This window comes from Undibacterium sp. JH2W (assembly GCF_049340425.1).
In the GTDB taxonomy this organism is placed as follows: Bacteria; Pseudomonadota; Gammaproteobacteria; order Burkholderiales; family Burkholderiaceae_D; genus Undibacterium.
Genome location: NZ_JBMPOT010000004.1, coordinates 62486 through 81364 on the forward strand (window position 1 = coordinate 62486; position 18879 = coordinate 81364).

Below are 18879 nucleotides of genomic sequence, written 5' to 3' on the forward strand. Positions count from 1 at the left end.
ACCGAAGCCGGTCCCATTCAGACTTTATTTACCGGCATCCTGTGCTGTCTTGCGCAGGGTCTCCAGCGTAGCACCTGGGGTAATCAGATTGCCGTCATAGCGCAGTTCTATCAATGCTGGCAGATTGTGCTGGCGGCTATGCTCCAGTGCTCTTTCCAGTGCCGGGGCAAATTCTGCCGTTGTGTTGACGACTTCTCCACTGCCACCAAAGGCGCGGGCCAGTGCCGCAAAGTCAGGATTGTGCAATTCCGTACCAGAGACGCGCGCCGGAAATTCTCTTTCCTGGTGCATGCGTATGGTGCCATACATGCCATTATTGAAGACGATGATGACCACGCCTGCCTTGTATTGCACGGCAGTTGCCAGTTCCTGGCCATTCATCAGGTATTCGCCGTCACCGGCAAAGGTGATGACGGTACGTTTTGGTGCCACTATCTTGGCGGCAACGCCAGATGGTACGCTATAGCCCATGGCACCGGATGTCGGGGCCAGTTGCGTACGCATGCCACTGTAAGGGAAGTAGCGGTGCGCCCAGGTGGCGTAATTGCCAGCGCCATTGGTGATGATGGTGTCTTTGGGGGCCAGGCGTTTGATGTCCTGCACCACTTGCCACAGGTTCAACGGGGCATTTTCCTTGGCAAAAATCGCTGGCTCGGTTTGCCATGCCAGCAAATCAGCGCGTGCTTCACTGACTGTTGTCTTCCACTTGGTGGCAGCATCCAGCCCTGCCATCTCGGCCAGGGCTTCGGCAATTTCCTTCATGCCGCTGTTGATCATCAGGTCTGCCTGATAGACGCGGCCCAGTTCCAGTGCGTCGCTGTGGATATGCACCAGTTTCTGTTTAGGTATCGGTGCTTCCAGCACGCTATAGCCGCTGGTGGTCATTTCACCGAGGCGCGGGCCTATGGCGATGATGAGGTCGGCATCTTTGAGTCTTTGTGCCAGCTTGGGGTTGATGCCTATGCCTACATCGCCTATATAGTTGGGATGGGCATTGTCCATCAAATCCTGGAAGCGGAATGCGCAAGCCACGGGCAAGTGGTTGCTGGTGGCGAATTCACTGATGTGCTGACAGGCTGCCTGGTCCCAGCCGCTGCCACCCAGCAACAGTACAGGGCGTTGCGATACCGTCAACATATTGCGCAGTTGCGCCAGTTGCTGTGGCGAGGCTGATGCCTGCACTGGCGTGTAATGACGGGTGTCGGCAACTTCTGCCACCTGGGCCAGCATGTCTTCTGGCAATGCCAGCACAACGGGGCCGGGGCGGCCACTGGTGGCCACCTGGAAGGCGCGGGCGATATATTCAGGCACGCGGTCAGCGCGGTCTATCTGGGCTACCCATTTCGCCATCTGGCCAAACATGCGGCGGTAATCAATCTCCTGGAAGGCTTCACGCTCGACAAAATCATTGCCTACCTGGCCTATGAACAGGATCATCGGAGTTGAATCCTGATAAGCCGTATGTACACCTATCGAGGCATTGGTAGCACCGGGGCCGCGTGTAACGAAGCAGATGCCGGGTTTGCCTGTCATCTTGCCATAGGCGTCTGCCATGAAGGCCGCGCCGCCTTCCTGACGGTTGATGATGAAGCGTATGGGGCTGTCATGCAGGGCATCCAGCACCGGCAAATAACTCTCGCCAGGTACACCAAAGATGGTATCGACACCGTGGACTTGCAGGGCATCCACAATCAACTGGCCGCCAGAACGTGATTTCAGCATGATAGACAATGATAAAAAAGTAAAAGCAGTACGCTACCAGAAAGCCTGCTTAATTTGCATCGTATTTGAGGCTTATGCACGGAATTATCATTGAACAGGATGAGATAAGGTAGAATAGAGCCCGAAGCAGGCCAGACAATCGCTGGTTGCCTTGAGCAATCAAGGTGACGGGAGGAAGGTCCGGACTCCATAGAGCAGGGTGACGGCTAACGGCCGTACGTTGAAAGCCAGGGCGCAAGCTTTGGTATAAGACGAGGAATAGGGCCACAGAGACGAGCGTATTAAGTTACGGTGAAACGCGGTAACCTCCACCCGGAGCAATTTCAAATAGGCACGCGTTGATGTGGCTCGCGGAGCGTGCGGGTAGAAAGCTTGAGCGGCGGAGCAATCCGTCGCCTAGAGGAATGATTGTCATAGCAGACGGCAGCAATGTCTATGCCGTAACAAAATCCGGCCTATCGGCCTGCTTCATTTTATTGTATATCTCATATTTCCCGTCCGCTAAGTCTTATACGGCCCACAATATGCTGCAGTCTGTCCAAGATTGTCGCCATCAAGCATCATTCCTTGTCAGCAAGCCCTTATTCTGAAAATACCAGTGGTACACTGGTGCAATAAGTTCTTATAAGTTCTCATCGACGCTGTATTTACAATATTGCAAACGCATGGAGACTGGCGGCCTGAAAAAAGAGCGGGATGTGCCTCTGATGGCCCTCGCATTTTGCATCTGCCTGATTGCTGCCGCGATCATAGGGCAGAGCTGGTGGTCTATAGCCCAAGATAAGACGCTGACCATCAATGCTGCGCAAGAGCATAATTTTTTGGCGGTGCGCATACTCGAGGAGCATGTCAGCGAGGTCATGCGCGGCGCTTTGCAATTAATGAATGTGACTGGCGAAGAAGTTCTTTCTGAAACCAGATTGACTTTTGCCGAAGAAAAACAATTACAACAAATCCTTGCCATGCAGAGGCAGGATTCTGAATTCGTTTACGCGCTGTCCTTGTTCAATCTTCAAGGCGCTCGACTCGCTAGCAGCCAGTCCCGGGGTGTGGCACCAGAACAAACACAGGATCAGCAGCACTTGAAGTTCCTGCTTGATCACCCTGATGATAGTAAAGTCGTGCTGGGTCAGGCGTATCAAATGAGCCAGACTGGTCAGTGGATACTTCCCATCGCCAGGAATTTCTTTGACAAAGATGGCAAGCGTGCTGGCCTGATACAAGCAGATATACAGTTGCGCTATCTGTATGACTTCTATGAACGTATTGCGCTCGGTAGCGGTGCCAGCATTGCCCTATATGATGAGGCGGGCAAGAAATTGGCCGGGGCGCAGGCCGACGCTGAGCAAAAAGAGCGTGAGTACACACGCTCTGTGATTGATAGCATAGTGCGCAATAAGTGGGAAGAGGGGGCTTTACGTGATGAGGATGCTGACGGCAGGGGATGGTTAATTAGTTATCGCCGTATCAGCGATTTCCCGCTGACTCTGGTATATGCCAGGGAGACCGCTGCGATACTGGCAGACTGGAATGCCAGAGTGACCCAGAAAATCATGGTGACAGCAGTGACGGCGGGTTTTATTTTTATTCTGGCACTGTTGCTTCTTTGGCAAATTCGCCATTTGCGCGATTCAAAAAATCGTCTGGAAGCCAGTGAGAGCCGTTACCGGCTTTTGTATCAGGGCGCGCAAGATGCCATCCTGCTGATCAACCGCGACTATATCTATGTCGATTGCAACCCGGCAGCCGTAGCTTTCTTTGGTGTAAGTAGCCAGGATGAGGTCATAGGCCGCAAGGTCGGCAGCTTTTCTCCCAGTACTCAGACAGTTGCCGGTTATGCCACCCAGGATAAGGACGTTCTGGTGGCAACACTGATAGATCAGGCTTTTAAGGGCAAGGCTCAACGTTTTGAATGGATCACCACGCGTAATGATCAGATACAGCATAGTGAAATCTCCCTGAGCCGGGTTGAAGTCGATGGCGAAATGCTCTTGTTTTGTGTAGAGCGAGACATCAATGCCCGCAAATATAGTGAACTGCTGATTGCCGGACAAAACCGCTTGTTGAAACTCATAGGTGGTGATGATGAGTTATCTACAATACTGGAAGCGGTCAGCAAATTTGTGGAAAACCTTTGCCCACACTGGCGCTGTGGGATACAGCTATTAGCAGATGACAAGCGCAGCTTCGCCCAGGCTACTGGAATGCATTTCCCGGAAATCCTGCTGGCACAGATACCCAATATGACCGTAACACGTGGCAGTGGCATCTGGTCAGAAGCGGTACTCAGCATGCAGCAGGTATGGTTGAATGAATTCTTGCTGGCACCCGCCATGCAATTCGTGAATGGGGTAGAGACACTGACGGAGTTTGCTTCTTGCGCTGCCTGGCCCATCGTCGGCAAGAATGGCCAGTTACTGGGCAGCTTCAGCCTGTTTTCTTACAGCCGCGAGCCACTTAGTGAAAAAGACCTGGGTTTGATCCGTATCACCGTTGATATCGCCGGGATTGCCATAGAGGGGCGGCGCTCAGAAAAGAAAATCATGCAGCTCGCTCATTATGACGAACTGACGGGTTTGCCTAACCGCTTTTTGTATAATCAGCATCTGGCCCGCTCACTCGCCATTGCCGAACGCAATCGCAGCCAGTTGGCGGTACTCTTCCTTGACCTCGATCGTTTCAAGAACATTAATGACACTTTTGGTCATGATGAAGGCGATCATGTCTTGCGCACCGTGGCCCGCAGTTTCCGGCATTGTTTGCGAGAGTCGGATATTATCGCCAGGATAGGCGGGGATGAATTCATACTGCTGATCGATCAATTCAGTGAGACACGCGATCTTGGCGACGTGGCTGACAAGCTGCTGCATGCTGCTGCCCAACCTTTCGAAATAAATGGTCAGGAATGCCAGCTCAGTGCCAGCATAGGCATTGCAACTTTCCCCACTGATGGCCGCGACGCCCAGACTCTGCTAAAAAACGCTGACATTGCCATGTACAAGGCAAAAAACAAGGGTAAGGATAATTATCAGTTCTATGCCTCGGAAATGAATACCCATACCGTCGAAAGACTGGCTTTTGAGGCCAGGCTGCGCAGGGCGCTGGAAAGGCGTGAATTTGTCGTCCATTATCAACCCAAGCTGGATGTGGTGACTGAGCGCATCGTCGGTGCCGAAGCACTGGTGCGCTGGAACCACCCAGAGCGTGGCTTGCTCTCTCCGATAGAGTTCATCGGCCTGGCAGAAGAAGCTGGGCTGATCGCCCGCCTGGGCATGCTGGTACTCGATATAGCCTGTCGCGACATCCTGAGTTTTCGCAATGTCGATAAAAGCTTTGGGCGGGTTGCCATCAATTTGTCGGGTGCCCAGTTCAATGATGCGCATATGCTGGAAGAAGTCAAAAGTGTGGTCGATTTCTGGCGCGTGCCTTCCAACTCAATAGAGTTCGAAATCACTGAAAGCATGGTCATGCATAATCGCGAACAAGCCATTTTGCTCATGGATGGCTTGAAAGAGGCTGGCTTTACGCTGTCCATTGATGATTTTGGCACTGGCTACTCTTCTCTGGCCTACCTGAAGCGCTTCCCGGTTGATAGTGTCAAAGTGGACCGTTCTTTCATCAAGGACATCCCGGAGGACCCGAATGACACTGCCATTGTGCTGGCGATAGTTGCCATGGCACATACCCTGGGCATTAAGGTCATCGCAGAAGGCGTGGATTCAGCTATACAACTGGAAACCTTGCGCAACTGCAAGTGTGATGAATTCCAGGGTTTTTATTTCAGTAAGGCTGTAGCTGATAAAGAGTTTTTGCAATTATTGCAGCGTCAGACCCGGGCTTCTTGACATCTTCATATTCAAAAGTGCTGCGGCGCAAAAATTGTGCCGAAAAACTGCCCGCAAGCCACGAATTTCAGCGATAATTTGCGCCCTTGTTCATCCCCCTCGGCATATCAAAGTGGTTTAATTGTTACTTCGGCGGCTAAAAAGCGGCGAACTCCTCTTTCCTGCAGGCATTTCTCCTAAGTTTTCCATCCCAAAACGCAACATCCGGGATAAACACATGGTTATATGTAAGGCGCTACTTTCACTATGCAGCGTAAGTGCTTAATTTATCAGGATAATTTACCTGGAGTTGTCTGGTGGCTACCTCAACTTATTGCGCTAAGTCATTGACTTCATTAGAAATTTTCCAAATTTACTGAGCAAATACGCTTGACCACACTCAAGTCATCCTCTAAAGTGGGCAATAGTGTGAAAAAGTGTAATTTTGTGGAACAGAATACCTATTTTCGCTTACATTCCATGCTTGGCCAGACATACAGATTTTCAGGAAGAAGGTAGATAGCGTGTTTCAGGGGGCGTCCTCACTTAATCTCGATGCAAAAGGCAGGATGTCCATCCCTGCCCGGCACCGTGACGCGCTCAATGTACAGTGCGAAGGCCGGATTACCCTGACCCGTCACCCCGACGGTTGTCTTTTGCTTTTCCCACGTCCTACCTGGGAATCCCATCGTGAACAAATTGCTGCCTGGCCAATTCAGGCACGTGACTGGAAGCGTATTTTTCTTGGTAATGCCTTTGATGTCGACATGGATAGCGCAGGCCGTATCCTGGTTGCACCTGAGTTGCGCAGTGCCGTAGGCATGCAGCGCGATGTCATGCTGTTGGGCATGGGCAGCCATTTTGAGATTTGGGATGCTGCCAAGCTGGCAGAAAACGAAGCGAAAGCCATAGCTGGCGGCGCTCCTGATGTATTAAACAATTTTTCTTTCTGATCGCAGGCAATGAGTATTCAGCAAGCGGCAGATTTTACGCACCAGACTGTGTTGTTGCATGAGGCTGTAGACGCCCTCGGCATCACAGATCAGCGTGTCAGCGGGATTTATGTAGACGGCACTTTTGGCCGTGGAGGTCATAGTCGCCTGATCTTGTCGCAACTGGGCAGTAATGGCCGTCTGATTGCCTTTGACAAAGATACCCAGGCGATTGCCAGTGCAGCAGAAATTCTGGACCCGCGTTTCCATATCGTACATGACAGTTTTGCCGCTATTGGCGAGGCATTGCCCGACTGTGGCGTAGTCAAGGTCGATGGCATCCTGATGGACCTGGGTATTTCATCTCCCCAGGTGGATGATGCCAGCCGCGGCTTCAGCTTCAGGTCAGATGGTCCGCTCGATATGCGTATGGATACCACGCGTGGCATTTCTGCGGCCGAATGGCTGGCAACTGCCGAAGAAGAACAAATTACGGAGGTTATAAAAAATTATGGGGAAGAACGGTTTGCTTTTCAGATTGCAAAGGCGATTGTTGCTCGCAGGAAGACAGACGCCATTCGTGGAACACGACAGCTCGCAGAAATCGTCGCACACGCCGTCAAAACTCGCGAGAAGGGTAAAGACCCGGCAACTCGCACCTTTCAGGCTATACGGATTTTCATCAATAAGGAGCTTGAAGATCTCGAAATAGGTCTGGCTGCCGCCTATGAGGCCCTGGCACCGTATGGTCGCATGTCGGTGATCAGTTTTCATTCCCTGGAAGACCGCATCGTCAAGCAATTCTTTGCTTCCAAGGTCAAGGTGGAGCAACCTGATCGTCGTTTGCCCATACGTCATATCGATTTGCCAAAACCGCAAATGCGCTTGCTGAACCGCATCAAGCCTTCCGATGCCGAAGTCAGTGCCAATCCACGTTCGCGTTCGGCAATTTTGCGGGTGGCAGAGCGTTTGCCTGAGGAGGGTGCATGAGTACCCGCCTCAATATTTTCCTGGCAACGACGCTGATCGCCTGTGCCTTGTCGCTGATTAATTCTCAATACCAGGCCCGTCGCCTGTTTATCGAGCTGGAGCGTGAACAAAGTCTCAGCAAGCAATATGAATTGCAGTGGACACAACTGAAACTCGATCAATCCACTTTTGGCAAGCATGCGCGCATAGAAGCCAGTGCTGCACGTGACTTGAATATGGTGGTTGTCACACCTGATCGTACTCAGTACCTGAAAGCGGTGGAGGCAAAATGAGCAGATCAGCCAGCACATCCCGTACCGCCGCTGCACGCGGCGTCGCCTTTTCTTCCAGCCCGGTGCTGGATGTGAAGCTGCCTGCCTGGCGTTCGCGTTTTGTGTTGTTCTTATTGTTTGCCGCCTTTATTGCCTTGATTGCCAAAGCGCTTTACTTGCAGGGGTTTAGTACTGGGTTCCTGATCAAGCAAGGGGAGAACCGCTATGCCCGCACTTTGGAATTGCCAGCGACCCGTGGCAAGATCACTGACCGTAATGGTCAGGTGCTGGCTTCCTCAGTACCAGTAAAAGCCATCTGGGCTATTCCTGATGATGTACTGGAAGCGCCAAAAGAAAAAATACAACAACTGGCCAAATTGCTGGATATGACGGATGCAGAATTGCGCAAGAAGCTCGATTCTGACCGTCAGTTTGTGTATCTGAAGCGCCAGGTTGAGCCTGAAGTATCTGACAAGATATTGGCGCTCAACATCGCTGGTATAGAAACCCGTAAAGAATATAAACGCTTTTATCCAGAAGGCGAAGTCATGGCCCATGTGGTTGGCTTTACCAATGTTGAGGATATTGGACAAGAGGGTATAGAGCTGGCATCGGAAAAAAACCTGGCGGGTAAGACCGGGAGTCGCCGTGTCATCAAGGACAGGCTGGGCCATATTGTAGAAGATATACAGGCCGTGCGTGAGCCGCACGATGGCAAGGATTTGACACTATCGATAGATAGCAAGATTCAGTACATTGCGTTTACCCATTTGAAAGAAGCATTGGAAAAACACAAAGCCAAGGCCGGTGGTGCCGTGGTGCTGGATGTGCAGACTGGTGAAGTACTGGCGTTGGTGAATTTGCCTACTTACAACCCCAATGACAGGTCTGTACTGACTGGTGCGCAATTGCGTAACCGTGTCATGACCGATACTTTTGAGCCAGGTTCCACCATGAAGCCGGTGACTGTTGCCCTGGCGCTGGAAACGGGCCGGGTCACGCCGGATACTGTCTTCCAGACCGCCCCTGGTGTCATGGCCATAGGCCCGGCCTTGATCCATGATGCGCATAAACAAGGTTCTCTGACAGTAGCGCAAGTCATACAAAAATCATCGAATATCGGTACGGTGAAAATGGCTTTGCAGATGCGTCCGCAAGAGATGTGGGAAATGTTTACTACCCTGGGTTTTGGCCAGCAGCCTAAATTTGGTTTCCCTGGTGCTGTGGCCGGGCGTTTGCGTAATTACAAGAACTGGCGTCCTATCGAACAGGCCACCATGAGCTATGGCCATGGTATTTCAGTCTCGCTGATACAGATGGCACGCGCCTATATGATTTTTGCCAGGAATGGCGACATGATACCGCTGACTTTCCAAAAGTCAGCGGAAATGCCACAAGGTTCACGTGTGATTTCTGAAAAGACCTCGAAACAAGTGCGCATGATGCTGGAAACTGTGACAGAACCAGGCGGCACTGCTCCTCAGGCGCGTATTGCTGGTTACCGTGTCGCTGGCAAAACAGGTACTGCCCACAAGCTTGAGGGTGGCCGTTACGTGAATAAATACTTGCTGGATTTTGTTGGTTTCGCTCCTGCTTCAAATCCGCGTGTGATAGTCGCGGTGATGGTGGATGAACCAACTGTCGGGGGGCACTTTGCAGGCCCCGTAGCAGCACCGGTGTTTGCAGCAATTATGGCGAACGTCCTGCGCTCACTCAATGTGCAGCCGGACTCATCCGTCACCAGCATTATTCCTGACGAAGGTGTACAGGAAAGCATGTAATGACACAGAAAAATACAATGATAATAGCAATACTGGACTGGCTGAAGCAGCATGCGCCGAATGCGCAATTGCGTTCAGATTCCCGCTCCATACAAACAGGCGATGTCTTCTTCGCCTTGCGTACCCACATTACCGATGGCCGTACCCATATCGCCCATGCAATTGCCAATGGTGCGGTTGCAGTCGTTTATGAAGCCGATAATTTTGTCTGGGATGACACACTTAACATCCTGCATCTGCCAGTAGATAATCTGCAGGACGTAGTTGGTCATGTTGCTCACGCCTGGTATGGTGAGCCAGATAAAGACTGGTTCAATGTGGCCGTCACCGGAACCAATGGCAAAACTTCCTGCTCGCAATGGATAGCCAAAGCGCTGTCAATGAGTGGCACACCTGCTGCAGTGATCGGTACGCTGGGCATAGGTCAATACCGCAATGGCATGTTGGGGCAACTGGCAGAAACCGGTTACACCACGCCTGATGCCATAAGTTTGCAGCAAAAACTGGCAGACCTGCAGCGCGATGGTGCGCAGGCGCTGGCGATAGAAGCGTCTTCCATAGGCCTGCATCAGGGCCGTTTGAATGGCCTGCATTTTGATGTGGCTGTACTGACCAATCTAACGCGTGATCATCTTGATTATCATGGCGACATGCAAGGCTATGCTGTTGCAAAAACAAAGTTGTTTGACTGGCAGGGGCTGGGGACGGCTGTCATTAACCTCGATGATGCCTATGGCCTGGAACTGGTAAAGCATTTGCAAGCCAGTCAGCCAGCGACAAAACTGCTGGGCTATAGCCTGGAAAAAGAATTGGTGCCAGGCATAGATGCACTGGTCGCGAGTAGTCTGAAAACCAGCCATGCAGGCACCAGCTTCCATCTGGAATCTCCATTTGGTGCGGCGCAAGTCAAAACCCAGCTCATAGGCAAGTTCAATGTCAGCAATATCCTGGCGGTACTCGCCGTGTTGCTGAGCAAGGGCATCGCCCTGAACAAGGCGGTAGGCATCATAGAAAAACTGACGCCTGTCCCTGGTCGCATGCAATTACTGGGCACTGCCGGTCATGTCATGGTGGTCATTGATTATGCGCATACGCCAGATGCATTGGAAAAAACCTTGGAAGCCTTGCAACAAGTTGCTCAAGAAAGAGCCGGAGCTTTATGGTGCGTGTTTGGTTGTGGCGGCGATCGTGACCCCGGCAAGCGCCCGCAGATGGGCAAGATAGCCGAGCTGGCGCAACATGTGGTCGTCACCAGTGATAATCCGCGCAGCGAAAATCCTTCGCAAATTATTCAGGACATTCTCAAAGGCATGACAAGCACGCCGCAAGTCATAGAAGATCGCGCCAATGCGATCTTGTATGCAATCAAGCATGCTGATCACCATGACGTAGTTTTGCTGGCGGGTAAAGGGCATGAAACCTATCAGGATATCCATGGCAAGAAATGGCCATTCTCTGATGAAGAACATGCTGCACTCTCACTCGCTACCGTGGCAACCAGCGGTAATATGAAGAGGGGGAGTTGATGGAATTTACTCTTCAGGAATTGCAGGCTGCCTTGCCTGCGGCGAAGCTGACTGGCGATGCCGGTGTAATTACTCGTATCACGGGCCTGGCTACCGATAGCCGCAAAATTGGCGCAGGCGATCTGTTCGTCGCCTTGCGTGGTGAAAACTTTGATGCCCATGATTTTCTGCCGCAAGTCGCGGCTGCCGGCGCAGCAGCGGTGATTGCCGAACGCCTGCCAACAGAGTTCAGTCTGCCAGCCTTGCAGGTTTTAGACAGCAAACTGGCACTGGCGCAGGTTGGCCGTTTCTGGCGTCAACAATTTGATCTGCCAGTGATTGGTGTCACAGGCAGCAACGGCAAGACCACCGTCAAGGAAATGATTTCTTCGATATTGGCTGCAGCCTTTGGTGCAGATGGCCGTCTGGCGACTGCAGGCAATTTGAATAATGAAATCGGCGTGCCGCTGACCATCATGCAATTGTATGCAGGGCATAAGGCAGCAGTCATAGAAATGGGCATGAACCATCCTGGTGAAATCGCCTTGCTGGCATCTGCTGCCATGCCTACCGTGGCACTGGTGAATAATGCCCAGCGCGAACACCAGGAATTCATGCAAAGCGTGGAAGCAGTGGCGCGCGAAAATGGTGTGGCAATACAGTGCCTGCCAGATGATGGCGTGGCTGTATTTCCTGCCAATGATACTTACACAGCTTTATGGCAATCCTTTGCGTCTGAACGCGGCCAGCGTAAAACCCTGACTTTTGGTCTGACTACGGATGCCGATGTGCATGCGACCTACCTGCCCAGCGTGTTTGGCAGCGATTTGCAAATCAACCTGGCTGGCCAGGTATTGTCAATACGCCTGAATGCCGCAGGCCAACACAATGTCTTGAATGCGCTTGCCGCTGCAGCTTGCTGCCATGCGACAGGTGTCAGCAAAGAAGCCATCGTCGCTGGTCTGGAAAATTTCGCACCCGTCAATGGTCGCCTGCAACGCAAGCAAGCCAAATGTGGCGCGACAGTCATTGATGACAGCTATAACGCCAACCCTGATTCAGTACGTGCCGCGATAGATGTGCTGGCGCAAATCGGTGGCGATACCACGCTGGTGCTTGGTGATATGGGCGAGGTGGGTGAAAACGGTGCGCAATTCCATCAAGAAATTGGTGAATATGCGCAGCAACGCGGTATCAAAAAACTGTTCTTGCTGGGTGAGCTTGTCGCCCATGCAGCACAAGGCTATGGAGCCGGTGCGCAGCATTTCGCCAGCGTAGAAAATCTGTGCCAGAACCTGGATGCACAAACCGCGGCTGACACGATAGTACTGGTCAAGGGCTCGCGCTTCATGAAAATGGAAAGAGTCGTTGCGCACTTGTTGGCAGCGGATGATACAAATAAAAATACATCACAACAAAAAATAATAGGGAATCATTAGTATGTTGCTCTGGTTGGCTGAATTGTTAAAGCAGGATATAGGCTGGCTGCGCGTCTTTGGGTTTATTACCTTCCGCGCAGTGTTTGCCACGATGACGGCCATCTCCATCGGTATTTTTGCTGGTCCAGCGGTCATCCGCATGCTGACCAGGCTTAAGGTAGGCCAGGCTGTGCGCAGCTATGGCATGGAAACACATCTCGTTAAATCCGGCACACCTACCATGGGTGGTGTGCTGGTCTTGATATCTATTGGTATCTCCACTTTGTTGTGGGGCGATCTGAGTAATCGTTTCATCTGGGTTGTGATGATCGTCACCCTGGGCTTTGGTGCTGTGGGCTGGGTCGATGATTATCGCAAGGTGGTTTATAAAGATCCTGAAGGCATGCGCTCAAGGGAGAAATATTTCTGGCAATCCTTGATCGGCCTGGTGGCAGCTTTTTATCTGGCTTTCTCGGTATCTGCTCCCAGTAATTCAAAAGTCATGGAATTGTTTATTGCCTGGGTGCAGTCTGGCTTCAATATGGATTTGCCACCCAAGGCAGATTTGATTGTGCCCTTCTTTAAAACTGTCAGCTATCCCCTGGGCGTCTGGGGTTTTATTGCGTTAACCTACTGCGTCATCGTTGGTACCAGCAATGCTGTGAATTTTACTGACGGCCTAGATGGCCTGGCCATCATGCCTACCATCATGGTTGGTTCTGCACTTGGCCTGTTTGCTTACCTGACGGGTAATGTCGGCTATGCCAAATATCTGTTGATACCGCATATACCCGGTGCAGGTGAGTTGTTGATTTTCTGTGGCGCGATGGCGGGCGCTGGTTTGGCTTTCCTCTGGTTCAATGCCCATCCTGCCCAAGTCTTCATGGGTGACGTCGGTGCACTGGCACTGGGTGGTGCACTGGGTACGGTGGCTGTCATCGTCAGGCAAGAGATTGTGCTATTCATCATGGGTGGGATTTTTGTGGCAGAGACTGTGTCTGTCATGTTGCAAGTCAGTTACTTCAAGTACACCAAGAGAAAATATGGCGAAGGCCGCCGCCTGTTATTGATGGCACCTTTGCATCACCACTTTGAGAAAAAAGGCTGGAAGGAAACTCAGGTTGTCGTACGTTTCTGGATCATCACCATGTTGCTGGTCTTGATAGGTTTGTCTTCTCTGAAGTTGCGTTAAAAAATGAATAAGCAGTTTGACGTTTGTTTTGTTGGATAGAAATAGCAGATATGGATTTTTCAGGTAAACATGTACTGGTTCTTGGTCTGGGTGAAACCGGACTGGCGATGGCGCAATGGCTATTGCGCGCCGGTGCACGCCTGCGTGTTGCCGATACACGTGAAGCACCGGACAGGTTGCCGCAATTGCAAGCCTTGTCGGATCAGGTTGAATTTATTGGAGAAGCTTTCAGCCCGGCATTACTCGATGATATTGAGTTGATGGCTGTTAGCCCCGGCTTGTCACCTCTGCGTGAATTGCAGGAACTATTACCTGTAGCGAATGAAAAAAATATCCCTGTCTGGGGCGAGATAGAATTATTTGCCCAGGCTTTGCAGGCATTGAAAGCAGAGCGTGAATACCAGCCCAAAGTCATTGCCATCACTGGCACCAATGGCAAGACCACCGTCACCAGCCTGGTTGGTTTGCTGGTTGAACGCACCGGTTTGACAGTCAAGGTTGCTGGCAATATCAGCCCAGCTGTACTTGATGTCTTGCGTGAGTGCCTGGAGCAAGACAGCTTGCCGCAAGTCTGGGTGCTGGAATTATCCAGCTTCCAGCTGCACACCACACATAGTCTGCAAGCCGATGTGGCAACGGTATTGAATATCACCCAGGATCATCTCGATTGGCATGGCAGCCTGCAAGCTTACTGCGCTGACAAGGCCAAGATTTTTGGCGAACAGACTTTGCAAGTCCTGAACCGTGATGATGCGCTCGTCATGTCCATGGCAAAACCGCTTGGTAATGCTGTCAGCTTTGGTGTCGATGCACCCAAACATCTGGCTGATCTGGGTTTGCTGAACGAACATGGCATGGGCTGGCTGGTAGTGGCAAATCCGGCAGAAGATGCACCAGTTGTCACCAATAGCCGCCGCAAGAAAAAAGAAGTAGAGGAAATGCCGGTCATCATCAGCCGTCTGATGCCTACCGATGCACTGCAAATCCGTGGCCAGCATAATGCCGCAAATGCCCTGGCTGCCCTGGCTCTGTGCCGTGGCATAGGTTTGTCATTCGCGCCTTTGCTGCATGGCTTGCGTGATTACAAAGGCGAGCCGCACAGGGTAGAGCAGGTTGCCAATATCGCTGGTGTTGATTATATCGATGACAGCAAGGGCACCAATGTTGGTGCCACAGTCGCTGCATTGAAGGGATTGGGTCAACAGTCTGATGCCCTGCACAAGCGGATTATTTTGATTGCCGGTGGCGAAGGCAAGGGTCAGGATTTTTCTCCCCTGGCTGATCCTGTGGAGCGCTATACCAAGGCGGTCATCCTGATAGGTAAAGCCAAAGAAGAATTGCAACAGGCGTTGGCAATAGCCAGTGTGCCCTTGCACGATGTCGCAACGCTGGAAATGGCCGTGCAGGCTGCTGCTGAAATGGCGGCAGATGGCGATATTGTGTTGCTGTCACCGGCTTGCGCCAGTCTCGACATGTTCCGCAATTATGCTCATCGCGCTGAAGTGTTTGTCGATGCTGTGCGCGAAATCGCTCTGGCACGAGGGGAGGTTTGCTGATGCGTCAGATCCTGCTTCCACTGCAAAGGTGGTCACCGTTTGGTGCTCCCCCGGTGGATACCAATCTGGTCAGCCGGTCCAAGATGATGGACTATGACCAGCCTTTGGTGTGGGTGACGATTATTCTGATGTTGTTTGGCATGGTCATGGTGTATTCGGCTTCGATTTCACTGCCGGACTCACCCAAGTATGCCAATTACAAGAATTCGCATTTCCTGGTGCGCCAGGCCATGTTTGTGGTGGTGTCCCTGATTGCCGGGGCGCTGGTGTTTCGCATACCTCTCGCTGTCTGGCAGAAATATGCGCCGTATTTATTTGTGGCGACCCTGGTCTTGCTGGCAGCTGTGTTGATACCTGGCCTGGGCAAGGGCGTCAATGGTGCCAAACGCTGGTTGTCTTTCAAGGTCCTGAATTTGCAGCCATCTGAACTGATGAAGTTGTTCATGGTCTTGTATGCCGCTGACTATACCGTACGCAAGCAGGAATACATGCACAAACTGACCAAAGGTTTCGTGCCCATGCTGGCGGCAGTGGCTGTGGTGGGTTTGTTGCTCTTGCTGGAACCTGACCTGGGCGCTTTTGGTGTCATCGTTTGTATCGCCATGGGTATTTTGTTTTTGGGTGGTATCAATGGCGTCTGGTTTGGTGGTATCGCAGCCACCCTGGTGGGTATTTTTACTTCAGTGATTTTGTTGTCACCGTGGAGGCGTGAGCGCATTTTTGCCTACCTCAGCCCATTTGAAGAAGACCATGCACTTGGCAAGGCTTACCAGTTGACGCATTCCCTGATTGCTTTTGGCCGGGGTGAATTATTTGGCGTGGGCCTGGGTGCCAGTGTACAAAAACTGCATTATTTGCCAGAAGCACACACAGATTTTTTGCTGGCTGTCATCGGAGAAGAGCTGGGCTTCGTTGGTGTCATGGCGGTGGTACTTTTATTTTACTGGTTGCTGAAACGTGCTTTTGAAATCGGCAGGCAAGCAATAGCCCTGGATCAAACCTTTGCCGGTTTGCTGGCCAAGGGCATAGGTATCTGGATAGGTGTGCAGGCGTTTATTAATATGGGGGTTAACCTGGGCTTATTGCCTACCAAGGGTTTGACCCTGCCTTTGATGAGTTATGGTGGTTCTGGTGTCATGATTAATTGCGTGGGATTGGCGATTTTGCTGCGTGTCGATTATGAAAACCGCGTATTGATGCGTGGAGGCCGGGCATGAGCCAAGCGATAAAAAAAATGCCCAAGAAATTGCTGATCATGGCAGCTGGCACAGGGGGGCATATCTTCCCTGGTCTGGCGATAGCCGACATCATGCGCGAACGCGGCTGGCAAGTCAGCTGGCTGGGCACGCAAATTGGTATGGAAGGGCAGATCGTCCCCAAGCACAATATCGCCATGGACAATATCGATTTCTCTGGCTTGCGTGGCAAGGGTTTGTCGCATACGGTCAGCGGTGCGTTCAAGCTGCTCAAGAGTTTCTTTAGTTGCTTCAGTATCATAGGTCACCGTCAGCCAGATGTGGTGCTGGGCATGGGTGGTTATGTGACTGTGCCTGGCGGCATCATGGCTGCCTTGCGTGGCAAGCCGGTTGTGCTGATGAATGCTGATGCTGCCTTGTTGTTGTCGAACAAGGCTTTGCGCCCTTTCGCCAGTAAATTATTGTTTGGCCTGCCATCGGCAACGGTGACTGCCGATAAAAAAACAGAAGTAATCGGCAATCCCATACGCAAAGAAATTTGCGAATTACCCGCGCCAGCGACACGTTATGCGGTACGTACCGGCCCCTTGCGCATACTGGTGGTTGGTGGCAGCCTGGGAGCAAAAGTCTTGAATGATGCAGTACCGCAGGCGGTGGCCTTGTTGCCAGAAGCCCAGCGCCCGGTGATTACTCATCAGTCTGGCAAGCAACATATAGAAGCCTTGCGCCAGAGTTATGCGCAGGCAGGTGTGCAGGCAGAAGTGCTGGATTTTATTGACGACATGCCACGTCGCTATGCTGAGGCTGATCTGGTGATTTGCCGTGCCGGTGCGATTACCGTATCTGAACTGACTGCTGCTGGTGTGGCCAGCATACTCGTGCCTTTCATGGCGTCGAGCACTTCACACCAAAAAGAAAACGCTATCTGGATGGCAGGGCAAAAAGCTGCCATCCATATGCCACAAACTGAATTAAGCCCAGCATCGCTGGCAGAGAAATTAAGAGTGCTGGACAGAGCGCAATGCCTGGCGATGGCTGAAACAGCCTATGCCCTGGGGCAGCGCGAAGCCAGTGCCAATATCGCCCATATTCTGGAAGCATTAGCATGAAACACAAAGTCAAACACATCCATTTTGTAGGCATAGGCGGCTCAGGCATGAGCGGCATCGCCGAAGTCTTGTTGAACCTCGGTTACACCATTTCAGGTTCTGACCTCGGCAGCAATGCTGCCTCAAAACGTCTGGCGCAACTCGGTGCCAATGTCATGCAGGGCCATGCCACTGAAAATATCGCCGGTGCGGATGCTGTCGTAACATCGACTGCAGTCAAGGGGGATAACCCGGAAGTTATCGCCGCCCGCGCCAAACATATCCCCATCGTGCCACGTGCCATGATGCTGGCAGAACTCATGCGTCTGAAAAGCGGTATCGCGATTGCCGGTACTCACGGCAAGACCACCACCACCAGCCTGGTCGCCAGCGTCCTGGCACAAGGCGGCCTGGACCCGACTTTCGTCATCGGTGGTTTGCTCAATAGTGCCGGTGCCAATGCCAAACTGGGTAGTGGCGACTTTATCGTGGCAGAAGCTGATGAATCAGATGCTTCCTTCCTCAATCTCTTGCCAGTCATCGAAGTCATCACCAATATCGATGCCGACCATATGGAAACCTATGGTCATGATTTCGCCCGCCTGAAACAGGCTTTCATAGAATTTACCCAGCGACTGCCATTCTATGGTGTGGCAGTCTTGTGCCTGGATGACGCCAATGTGCGTGAAATCATGCCTTTCGTATCCAAACCCATCGTCACCTATGGTTTCCATGCAGATGCCGATGTCCGTGCAGTTGATGCCACAGCCGCCAATGGCAAGATGCATTTCACGGTAGTGCAAGATGGCTATGAGAATATGCAGGTCAGCCTGAACCAGCCTGGCATGCACAATGTACAAAACGCTTGCGCCGCGATTGCGATTGCACGTGAAGTGGGTGTCAGCGATGAAGCAACTCAAAAAGCGCTGAGCGAATTCAATGGGGTGGGCCGCCGCTTCACCCGTTATGGCGAAATCGCCCTGGCAAATGGCGGGACTTTTGCCCTGGTAGATGATTACGGTCATCACCCAGTGGAAATGGCGGCGACATTGGCAGCAGCACGTGGTGCTTATCCAGGCCGCAGGCTGGTGCTGGCTTTCCAGCCGCACCGCTATACCCGTACCCGCGATTTGTTTGAAGATTTCGTGCGCGTGATTTCGGATGCTGATGCGGTGGTGCTGGCAGAAGTCTATGCCGCAGGTGAGGCACCGATACTGGCAGCCGATGGTCGTTCCCTGTCCCGCGCCTTGCGCGTCATGGGCAAGGTAGAGCCGGTATTTGTCGAAGACATATTGGAAATGCCAGACAGCATAGTGCGGATTTTGAAAGACGGCGATGTCGTCATCGTCATGGGCGCAGGTTCCATCAATGCGGTGCCGGCAAAACTGGCGCAGTCAGTGTAAACCTAATAAATAAGTGATCAG

General features: G+C 52.0%; 13 protein-coding genes and 1 other RNA gene. 13 read left to right on the forward strand and 1 reads right to left on the reverse strand.

Annotation, left to right across the window (positions count from 1 at the left end; all coding sequences use genetic code 11):
- Window positions 1-24 precede the first annotated feature (24 nt).
- Window positions 25-1722, reverse strand: coding sequence for a thiamine pyrophosphate-binding protein (locus ACO0LC_RS06690; protein ID WP_423001882.1), 1698 nt, complete (start codon window positions 1720-1722; stop codon window positions 25-27).
- 123 nt (window positions 1723-1845) lie between these two features.
- Here ACO0LC_RS06690 and rnpB point away from each other — a divergent pair.
- The 13 genes from rnpB (at window position 1846) to murC (ending at window position 18858) form a co-directional block, all read left to right on the forward strand.
- Window positions 1846-2196, forward strand: an RNA gene (gene rnpB / locus ACO0LC_RS06695) — RNase P RNA component class A.
- 191 nt (window positions 2197-2387) lie between these two features.
- Window positions 2388-5567 carry an EAL domain-containing protein gene (locus ACO0LC_RS06700; protein ID WP_423001883.1) on the forward strand — a complete coding sequence of 1060 codons (3180 nt, stop codon included), beginning with the start codon at window positions 2388-2390 and terminating at the stop codon, window positions 5565-5567.
- 503 nt (window positions 5568-6070) lie between these two features.
- Window positions 6071-6499, forward strand: coding sequence for a division/cell wall cluster transcriptional repressor MraZ (mraZ, locus tag ACO0LC_RS06705; RefSeq protein WP_110255274.1), 429 nt, complete (start codon window positions 6071-6073; stop codon window positions 6497-6499).
- 9 nt (window positions 6500-6508) lie between these two features.
- Window positions 6509-7468: a 16S rRNA (cytosine(1402)-N(4))-methyltransferase RsmH gene (gene rsmH / locus ACO0LC_RS06710; protein ID WP_423001884.1), complete on the forward strand. Its 960-nt coding sequence runs from the start codon at window positions 6509-6511 to the stop codon at window positions 7466-7468.
- Window positions 7465-7740, forward strand: coding sequence for a cell division protein FtsL (ftsL, locus tag ACO0LC_RS06715; RefSeq protein ID WP_423001885.1), 276 nt, complete (start codon window positions 7465-7467; stop codon window positions 7738-7740). Before rsmH ends, ftsL begins: the two co-directional genes overlap by 4 nt.
- A complete protein-coding gene (locus ACO0LC_RS06720) occupies window positions 7737-9500 on the forward strand; it encodes a peptidoglycan D,D-transpeptidase FtsI family protein (RefSeq protein ID WP_423001886.1) in 1764 nt (587 codons plus the stop codon). The genes ftsL and ACO0LC_RS06720 overlap by 4 nt, the downstream gene beginning before the upstream one ends.
- Before the next feature lie 17 nt (window positions 9501-9517).
- Window positions 9518-11026 carry a UDP-N-acetylmuramoyl-L-alanyl-D-glutamate--2,6-diaminopimelate ligase gene (locus ACO0LC_RS06725; protein ID WP_423001887.1) on the forward strand — a complete coding sequence of 503 codons (1509 nt, stop codon included), beginning with the start codon at window positions 9518-9520 and terminating at the stop codon, window positions 11024-11026.
- A complete protein-coding gene (locus tag ACO0LC_RS06730; protein ID WP_423001888.1) occupies window positions 11026-12444 on the forward strand; it encodes a UDP-N-acetylmuramoyl-tripeptide--D-alanyl-D-alanine ligase in 1419 nt (472 codons plus the stop codon). Before ACO0LC_RS06725 ends, ACO0LC_RS06730 begins: the two co-directional genes overlap by 1 nt.
- Window position 12445: 1 nt before the next feature.
- On the forward strand, window positions 12446-13615 hold the full coding sequence (gene mraY, locus ACO0LC_RS06735; protein WP_423001889.1) for a phospho-N-acetylmuramoyl-pentapeptide-transferase: 1170 nt from the start codon (window positions 12446-12448) through the stop codon (window positions 13613-13615).
- 50 nt (window positions 13616-13665) lie between these two features.
- A complete protein-coding gene (murD, locus tag ACO0LC_RS06740) occupies window positions 13666-15171 on the forward strand; it encodes a UDP-N-acetylmuramoyl-L-alanine--D-glutamate ligase (protein ID WP_423001890.1) in 1506 nt (501 codons plus the stop codon).
- A gap of 83 nt (window positions 15172-15254) precedes the next feature.
- A complete protein-coding gene (ftsW, locus tag ACO0LC_RS06745; protein WP_423002134.1) occupies window positions 15255-16388 on the forward strand; it encodes a putative lipid II flippase FtsW in 1134 nt (377 codons plus the stop codon).
- A complete protein-coding gene (gene murG / locus ACO0LC_RS06750) occupies window positions 16385-17476 on the forward strand; it encodes an undecaprenyldiphospho-muramoylpentapeptide beta-N-acetylglucosaminyltransferase (protein ID WP_423001891.1) in 1092 nt (363 codons plus the stop codon). Before ftsW ends, murG begins: the two co-directional genes overlap by 4 nt.
- The gene (gene murC, locus ACO0LC_RS06755) at window positions 17473-18858 is read left to right on the forward strand and encodes a UDP-N-acetylmuramate--L-alanine ligase (RefSeq protein WP_423001892.1); all 1386 of its coding nucleotides are present in this window, start codon (window positions 17473-17475) and stop codon (window positions 18856-18858) included. The genes murG and murC overlap by 4 nt, the downstream gene beginning before the upstream one ends.
- Window positions 18859-18879: the final 21 nt, after the last annotated feature.